Origin of the sequence: Trabulsiella odontotermitis (genome assembly GCF_001188485.1) — a bacterium.
Taxonomy (GTDB): Bacteria; Pseudomonadota; Gammaproteobacteria; order Enterobacterales; family Enterobacteriaceae; genus Trabulsiella; species Trabulsiella odontotermitis_A.
Map to the genome: position 1 here is coordinate 26,140 of NZ_JNGH01000040.1, position 8,487 is coordinate 34,626.

The following is an 8,487-nucleotide window of genomic DNA, read 5'->3' on the forward strand; positions in this document are numbered from 1 at the left end:
AACAGGACAATCTCTCTGCTTTTCTCATAGTGTTTGCCGCTTCTCTGGCAGTCTCCGAAAAGTCTGTCACTGCCGCGGTACGGCATGGAACTGTCGGTAGAGGCAGGTCTGCTGGATCCATTGGGCAGCGAAACCGATGATTTATGAACAGTGTTCACCATTTCAGGAGTGGGTGCCGCACTAACCGTTCTCCTTATGCAGTTTTTAGTACCTGAAACAGCATGTCATTTTTATTTGTGAGTCGCCTTTTATTTTATCTACTCAGGCAGCCAAATTAAAAATGAAACGGCAGAGAAAAAAGTTATCTGGACACCTGGTAATAGCGAGCATAGAGATACGTAGCCTGCAAAATTGCGGATAGCTGGAGCTGTCAGTTCAGTCATCGTTGCTTAAACGGCGCAATCCGACGAAGGCTGACCACCGGATAAGCGTGGCAATTTTGCGTCATAAGCTGGCATGTTTGATTGTACAAAACTTCCCTTTCGCCGGGGTTATAAGTATTTTTTTGCAGCGCAAACCATTTTGCGTTTTATAGGGAAATTAGCGGTGTCTTAAAGGATATTTCATCCTGCCTCAGGGGATAATTAAACTATTGGTTTTTTTTAAGATTACTCTGGTACCGATGCTATCAGAGTTTGCCTGAAGGTAGGACGGAGCAGGGAAGATGCACAGTCAACAAGCTGCGCCGTTCAGGTCAAAAATGTCACCACAGTTGTGGAAGAGCGTGACACTCAAAAAACAGGATAGAAAACCATGTCTGATCGTATCAATAGAGACGTGATCAATGCGTTGTTTGCCGGTCATTTTGCCGACCCTTTTTCAATTCTTGGCATGCATATAGCAGTTTAAGTGTAAGCGCTCCGCAAAGGACGTAGAGTAATATTTAGTTTACAGGCAGGCTAACGATTCAGGGAAGCCGCTCTTTCACCCGGTTATTGTATTGCCGTCCACGAAAAAAAAGCCCGAATCTATGCGGGCCCCTCTCAAAAGAGAAAGAATGCTACATTTTTAACATTTGTATTGGCTAACACCTTACTGAAATCCGCCTACAAATTACAGTCAATTCTGATGGAAAGAAAACTGATTATGGTGATGAATCATTCGACAATTTATCAGCTTAATTCGTTGAAAATAAAATTGTTCTGGTAAAATAATCTCATAAATACCTCTACGAATATTATTTCGGATTGCACTTCAATGATGCCCGTATTTAGCTTATTCAAAAAAAATCACTGTGGATGTTCATAAAGGTAATTATATAACTGGCTGTTAAATAACAAATAGCACTCCTGCAGATATCCGGTTGTTGCAGAGAATCGGTGGTGTCGCTGCAGACAATCGTGACAGTTATTTTGAATGAGAATAATGTTGTTCCTGTTGACTATTGCGATGCGTCACGTACTACCCGGCATTTCGCTCTCCGGAAAACATCCATAGTCCCCGTATCTTCCGGCCTTTGCTGATCATCAGTCCCGGTAACTGAGCCTGATTTCAGATAGCGATCAGACACAGTAAATATGGATATTGACGACGACCGGGTGACTGCCTAAGATTAAATCCGTGGTGGATCCCCCTGAGCGGTGGGGCGTTACTGGTGGCAGGTTAATTTCCGTTTAAAGGTAGCGCGTACAGAAATCACCAGTTTTCTGTACACCGGGAGGCACCCGGCACCACAATCCTGAGCGCCACACGGCGTCATTTTAATTTATTCATTTCCAGTCCGGGTCACTTACTGGTTGCCATCAGGCGGCCTTTTTTGTTTACCGCATTTCAGCAAGGCCCGTCATTAACCGGAGGATTACGTTCCACGGTCATGGCTACTGGTGAAACGGTAGTCAGAGGTGTCAACACCTGTGATACAGGATGGTAAGGGGCGGATATTGTCCGGGGCGACTTTATCCCGTGATTCCGGAGGACCGGTAATACCTTTCCGTGCAGAAAGACACCAGACTGAGGGCACAGTGCAGACGGGATACCAGAAAAGTTAATGAGGCGATGAAACCGGTGCTCCGGCTTACACAGTTCAGCATCTGCGATTCGGTTGATTTCCACTAGGGAAACTTGTGAGTGGTGAGCGACGAAACGGGTTACCGGACAGACGACTGCTACGGAGTGAAAAGCAAAGAAAAAGCCGGGAAACCTTAGTAGCTGGCTTCCCGGCTCGTTCTGACTTTGTTTTGCATACCAGTTCAAAGCTGAATTACCTGAAAGGTAATTCATGTAAGACCATATCAGTAAAAAACAGACTATTTCAACCATTAATGCCGAGATTTTCCACGAGATTCAGTGGTGAGGTGTGTCGGTTACGACCGGAAGGTGGGCTGCTGGTGAGAAAATCGGAGCTGATGCGTAACTTCACGCATGAGGGAGTATTACTGGCCCCGGTGAATTTTCTGGTGACGGGAGAAATGACCGTGGTGACGGATGTCAACGCCACGATCTTTGACCGTTATTTGCCATTTTCATGCCCGCTAGATGCTTTCTTTACTGAGGCTGTCCACTTTCCGTCATTTCATCGTCACTGATTGGTGTTGCGTTTTTGGCCAGCACTCCAGCTTTGCGTTTCTCCTTTAACCAGTAGCTTTCTCCTTTGATATTTCGCGTGGTTGAGTGATGCAGCAGCCGATCCAGGATCGCCGTTGCCAGTACGTTATCGCCGAACATCTCTTCCCAGTCTTCGAATCCTTTGTTTGACGTCAGGATGATGCTCGCTTTTTCATATCGACGGTTCAGTAGCCGGAAGAACAGGCTGGCTTCCTCGCGGGTCATTGGCAGATAGCCTATTTCATCCAGGATTAGCACCCGGGCATAACTCAGTTGCTGTAACTGGCGCTCCAGTCAGTTTTCCAGTTTCGCTTTCATCAGCGTCGCGATCAGTCTGTCCAGTGGCATGAACAGTACCCGATGGCCGGGCATATCGCTGATAATGTCGAGAATGTCCGACAGTATCTCAGCGTCCGTTTCGTCATTACGCCAGTTACAGCACCTGTCCTGTCAGTCAGCAGAATGGTTATTTCATCGTGGTAGCTGCGCACGCGACACACCGGCAGACGTCAGTTAATCGTCGTCCCCGGGCAACAAAAGCACATGTGCGATCTATTTTTTTGCTCGACAGAACTCCGCGCCCTCTTTAAGGATTCCTCCATCCATCGTCTTTTTGCCCGGAAGGAGCTGAAGCTCGAGGATTTGCTTATTGGTCACAGCAAGTTCGGATGCGGGTACGACCTCTTCGTCCGATGCCATGGTGGTCAGAGAACCGTCTTTATACTGCCTGTGCCATTTAAAGATCTGGTTAGCATTGATACTCGGCCAGTCTAATGGCTTGGTTTTTCGATCAAAAAATCAAGCTATGTGTGCTGAGATATTAACCCCAAGGAAATAGTTGCAATCAAAAACAATTTCCATAACAAGAACATATAAGCGTATTTACACTTTTTTTACACAAAATCACTAAATTTTTATATGCAAAAAGTAATAAATAGATTTTTCTGATAGAAATGTTTGATCAATTCCATTTTGAAACAATATATCAGAATTAAAATTTTATAAATTATAAATCCCAGAGATTAAAGCTGATTGTTTACACAAATGACTGATGTTCTTTTTTTACACTGTCGAAAAATAAATCATCATTTATTGAAAAAATCAAAACGAGTTCGTATAAATATTACGCAGTAGTCATTGTACGAATTAAGAATATATTACAGGAATCATAAAGAATGAATTTAAATCGCTTGCAAAATAAAAGCGTCATCGCCTTGGCCATTATCATGGCCTTCTCGCTTTCTGCCTGTAGCGGAAGTGGCGGGGGGGGGGCATCAGCAAAAAACACATCAACGATAGGTTCGACGGCCGGAAGTGAAAGTCAGGATGGAAACTCAACCGCCAGTAACAGCACAACTGGAAATAATGGTACCGGAACAAATACTGGAACGAATAACGGCACCTCAAATATTGGCGGCAATACAATACCTGGCGGTAGTACGAGTACTGCCGACAATAATGGCAATACCACAGGTGGAAATACCTCTGATAGTAAGACCACTACCGCATCAACATCTGCGGTTAATAATATCTTAAGCGATGCGGGTAAAACGGTATCTGGAGTGGGAGGGACACTTGATGCGCTTGGCAGTCAGTTGCCTACGGATAACCCAATTACATCTACTGTCTCTACCACTGTCAGTGGACTTGGAAATGTCGTAGAAACGGCAGGGAAGGGGGTTACGGCAGGGGGTTGTGNNCCCGAATAATCCTAATGGAGTCGGAACAACCCTGAAAGGCGTGACCGCGTCGGTGACATCATTGGGTAACACCGTTTCTGACATTGGAACAGGACTTAGTGGCAGTAAATCACCACTCGGTGGAGTGACTGGCATCGTTGGTGATGTGGTAAATACTGTGGGCCAGGTTGTCAGCAATACTGGCTCGGGACTGACCTCCGCCGTAGATAATACAGGCCTAAGCAAACTGACCTCTGGTGCAACGACGGTTCTTAACCAGACCGTGGGCGGAGTACAAACCATCACCCAAAATGTCGGAGCTGCAACTGGATTAGGAAAACCGGTTGATGGCCTGTTGACGCAGGTCGGAACGACCGTTAGCGCCATCGGTACTAATGTCGGCAACACTAACCCACTCCTGGGGGGAGTCGGTCAGGTGGTACAGTCCGTCGGTCAGCTTGTAACCAATACCGGTGACCTGGTGAATAAACCTGGTACAGCGACCGATACGTCTGGTAGCGCAGGTCTGCTTGGCGGCCTCACTAACTCGCTCGGTGGATTGACAAACACATCAACGGCGAATACAGGCAGCACTGCTACGGGGACAACAGCAGGCACAACGGTAAATACGACAGACACAACAAATACCAGTGGTGGATTGCTGAATGGTGGGTTACTGAATGGACTTCTTGGCGGCGTTCTTAATCCAAAATCATAACACTTTGTGTGCCCCAACTCGGGGCACATTGCTTCACACAGTCATGGTGAAAATCCAATCAATGCGAGACCCTCTGGAATGAAATTCCCGATTTATTTAGCATTATTTGCACACGTTACTATTCTTCCCTTTGCCTCTGCAGAAAACCTGCCCGCCATCATTGATAAAGACAACCCGACCCGGCTGGCAGACAGTAACCCCGGCGCTGCGTCGGCGAAATATCATCAGCAGGTAACCATCACCCCCCCCAAAACCACGCGGTCTCCCGACACGCGTATTCAGGTTAATCACATTCAGTTTATTGGGGGAACGATATATCCCCTGAAAACCCTGCTGGAACCGTTTCGCCCTTACGCTAAAAAGAGTGTGCCACTCAAAACCCTCGCCGGATTAGTGAATCAGATCACTGCGCGTTATCAGGCGGATGGTTACCCGTTATCTTACGCCTGGCTTCCGGCAGAAAATTTTCATGACGGCAATATCAAAATTGTGCTTGTCGAGGGGTATGTCGCGCGCACGGAAAATCAGAGCAACAGTAAAAATATTGCCGCGTTGCAGAAGCGGTTGTCAGAGAAAATCATGCGTGAAAAGCCGCTGACGCAGGATACGTTTGATCGCTACAGCATGCTGATGACACAAATCCCTGGCGTTCCGGTCAACGTCAGTGCGCAGATGCCGCAAAATATTTACGGCGCAGGGGTGATGCAGGTCAAAAGTGACCAGCCTCATATGTGGGATCTCTCCTCGACGGTCGATACCCGTAAAGGGCAAAACCTGGCAGTGGTGAACGGAACGCTGAGCAATCTGACCAGCCATGGCGATCAGCTCGGACTGGCGACCATCGTTCCGCTGGACAGCGGTACGCGGCAGACCTATTTCGGCATGAACTATCAGCAATATCTCAATGATGATGGGCTGACCCTGCGCATGAAAGGCAGTTATTACCGCGAGACGGAAAAAGAGTACACCCCGCTGCTGAACCTACCCCGCAATATTACTGTCGATGTCCGCCCCACCTCGACGCAATACAACCTCGGTGCCAGCCTGTATTACCCGTTTTTGCTGACCCGTAAAGCGCAGTGGGGCCTCACCGGCGGCGTTGACTACACCCACAAACGCGACGTTTACCGGTTACAGGCGCGAGGATTCGGCCAGACGATCCCCCTGGAAAGCCAGAAACAGAGTGTCCACTACCCGGCGTTAGAAATGGGTGTGAACGGTTTCAGGGCTTTCAGTAAAGGCAGTCTCGGCGGGAAACTGACGCTGCGCCAGGGCGTCAGCGAGTCTTCTTCCACACAAGGGGAAGATACCGATTTCACCCTGCTCAAAAGCAATCTGGATGGCGCATGGATGATGAGCGATCACTGGCGGTTGTCGGCGGCGCTGGAAGGAGACTGGTCCGCGAATCACCTGCCCGAACCTGAACGGGTGAATTTTGGCGCCCAGCATTTCGGTCGGGGTTATCAGGATGGCGAAGCGAGTGGTGATTTTGGCTATGGTGCGCAAGCAGAACTGCGTTATCTGCATACCCGTAAAGAGGCGAAATGGCTGACAACGGTACAACCGTACATTCTTGCAGATACTGCCATCACGGGGTTCAACCAGAGCGGATTTAATCATCAGCATCTGAGCTCCATCGCTGGAGGCGTCATGCTTGGGGATAATCGTCATTACAGTATGACACTCGAAGCCGCACGACCGGTAGGTAATGTTCCTTCCGACAGTCACCAGCGCAGCTGGCGCTATAGCCTGACAGTGACGTGGAACTTTAATAATTTTCGTTAGATGGGACAGAACAGCGAACGGAAATTACCACTATTTACGTATTAAATTATTTATATAGAAAAAGAATGAGAGTATTACACACCCTCATTCGTAATGAACAATGGTATCCGGAGTTATACGATGAATAATCCAGTAGAATCATTAGTAAAATGGCTTAAATCTTTGTCTGTTGAACAACAGAACGAAATCGCTTTATTAATAAGTAATGTGCATCCGTCATTCAATACGCCGTGTTTGTTTGCAGGGAATACAACAGCAAAACAATTTTACACGTTATTGCAATCATCAACTACCGGGACATATAAAAACTTGGGCATGATTATCGCTTTTCGTGCTATTTTTGATTTTCTCTTTTATGCAAAGCGTAGTGCAAAAGAAAAATGGAGCGACGCCGCACGCGAATTGTATAATGTCATTAATGATAACAGTAAGGACGATTTTCGGTCATGCACCCACCAGCAGTCTGATGAAACCTGCCGACGGATAATGGAATGGGTCAGCGTTTGTGATGCATGGCTGGAATTAAAAGAAGGCCCTCTTTCTGACGAGAGCCTTGGCAAGTGGCATTATAGTACTGTCGCTGGATTTATATTGTAATAAGCCAGAAAAATGGAAAAGATATGTCGCATAAGCCAGGCTCAGTAATAAAATCATCATAGCGCGTCAGGTGTTATGTATTCCTGTCTGGCCTGAAATCATGGCGAATATTTTGTTCATGTTGCGCCCCAGTTTTTTCTCAAGGCGATTTTTTCTTATATATATTTCACTTATGTTTAATTCATTGAGCTTGTACGTTTCCTGAAGTCCGGATCCCGATAAAAGAAACGCTAATAAAGAAAACTCGGCATCATTAAGCGTTTTTCCCCGTTTATCGCTAGCAGAACGCCCGGAAAATATTCTGTCGAACCTGTATCGGATGTTTCTGATGCTATCATCCGCATAGATTATCCCTTGTATGCCGCCCCATTTTTTTAGCCAGTAATTGGCTAAAGGCACTAGGATCCTGTCTGAGAGAATGATGATTCTCATGCCGGTTTCTGACAAGCGATCTATCCAGTCTTGATCAATGAAATAGCGCAGGTTTGATATTGAGAAGTCCACAAACGCAAAACTATTTAATAAAGTAAACCTACTGTGTAATAAGTACTCTTCCTGCAGGCCTCTTTGAAGATAGGCGTTTTCTTTAGGCCATAATATAAAATTTGCATTATCACAATACTGAAAGCGTACTGATTCCTGAGGGAACACCTCACAGGATAATTCACAACTTATACAATGCATAGCACTTTGATATTTGTTGCTCATAGCGATGTACCATTTTGAGGTTTATATCAATGTTTTAAATGTCGGAATAAAAATAAATTTAGAATATGCAATTATGATCGCTTTCAGGCATCTGCCGATCAAGTAAAAATGTTGTAAAAATTTTATCGCTATTAACATGAAAAATAAGAATTTCACCAGGATTTTTCTCAAATAAAGTGGTATGTAAGAGGAATTATTTATCGGATTCTTTTATATTTCTGATGTTTTTATATCTATAATTACTTATGTGCTGGCGCAGTCTGCTGGGATAAATGTTTTGGACAGGTAAGGTTAGCGCTACGTGGTTGTCATTTTATAGGGTTTTGATGGTAAAAATCTTGGTTGTATGTGTGTTTCTCTTATTATTGGTGTTATTTTTTAAAATAATCATAGTGTTGCGCAAAAAACACCCCGAGTACCACGCCAGTCATACATTAGTTTAATGTAATATATAAA

4 protein-coding genes and 2 pseudogenes are annotated in these 8,487 nt (G+C 45.6%); 4 read left to right on the forward strand and 2 right to left on the reverse strand.

The features are described 5' to 3' along the window. Window positions 1-753 precede the first annotated feature (753 nt). Window positions 754-837: pseudogene (locus tag GM30_RS27810) on the forward strand (hypothetical protein); the annotation flags it as partial. A 1,647-nt stretch (window positions 838-2,484) separates the two neighbouring features. On the opposite strand, the pseudogene GM30_RS02775 reads toward GM30_RS27810, so the two are convergent. Further along, window positions 2,485-2,910, reverse strand: a pseudogene (locus tag GM30_RS02775) (ATP-binding protein); the annotation flags it as partial. Between the two features lie 1,329 nt (window positions 2,911-4,239). Between GM30_RS02775 and GM30_RS26980 the strand changes: the two are divergent. The 3 genes from GM30_RS26980 to GM30_RS02790 all read left to right on the forward strand — a co-directional run bounded on the left by GM30_RS26980 (window position 4,240) and on the right by GM30_RS02790 (window position 7,323). Beyond that, complete coding sequence (locus GM30_RS26980; protein WP_080993376.1) at window positions 4,240-4,941, forward strand: collagen-like triple helix repeat-containing protein; 702 nt, start codon at window positions 4,240-4,242, stop codon at window positions 4,939-4,941. Between the two features lie 78 nt (window positions 4,942-5,019). After that, window positions 5,020-6,726, forward strand: a complete 1,707-nt coding sequence (locus GM30_RS02785) for a ShlB/FhaC/HecB family hemolysin secretion/activation protein (protein ID WP_049847400.1) — start codon at window positions 5,020-5,022, stop codon at window positions 6,724-6,726. Between the two features lie 120 nt (window positions 6,727-6,846). Further along, window positions 6,847-7,323: a hypothetical protein gene (locus tag GM30_RS02790; protein WP_049847401.1), complete on the forward strand. Its 477-nt coding sequence runs from the start codon at window positions 6,847-6,849 to the stop codon at window positions 7,321-7,323. Between the two features lie 66 nt (window positions 7,324-7,389). Here the strand turns inward: GM30_RS02790 and GM30_RS02795 are convergent, their stop codons facing one another. Continuing rightward, complete coding sequence (locus GM30_RS02795) at window positions 7,390-8,031, reverse strand: hypothetical protein (protein WP_049847402.1); 642 nt, start codon at window positions 8,029-8,031, stop codon at window positions 7,390-7,392. Between the last annotated feature and the right edge of the window lie 456 nt (window positions 8,032-8,487).

Bases quoted from the DNA above. Each gene is read 5' to 3' on its own strand.
- GM30_RS02785 (WP_049847400.1), top strand. From the start codon at position 5,020: ATGAAATTCCCGATTTATTTAGCATTATTTGCACACGTTACTATTCTT.
- GM30_RS02790 (WP_049847401.1), top strand. From the start codon at position 6,847: ATGAATAATCCAGTAGAATCATTAGTAAAATGGCTTAAATCTTTGTCT.
- GM30_RS02795 (WP_049847402.1), bottom strand. From the start codon at position 8,031: ATGAGCAACAAATATCAAAGTGCTATGCATTGTATAAGTTGTGAATTA.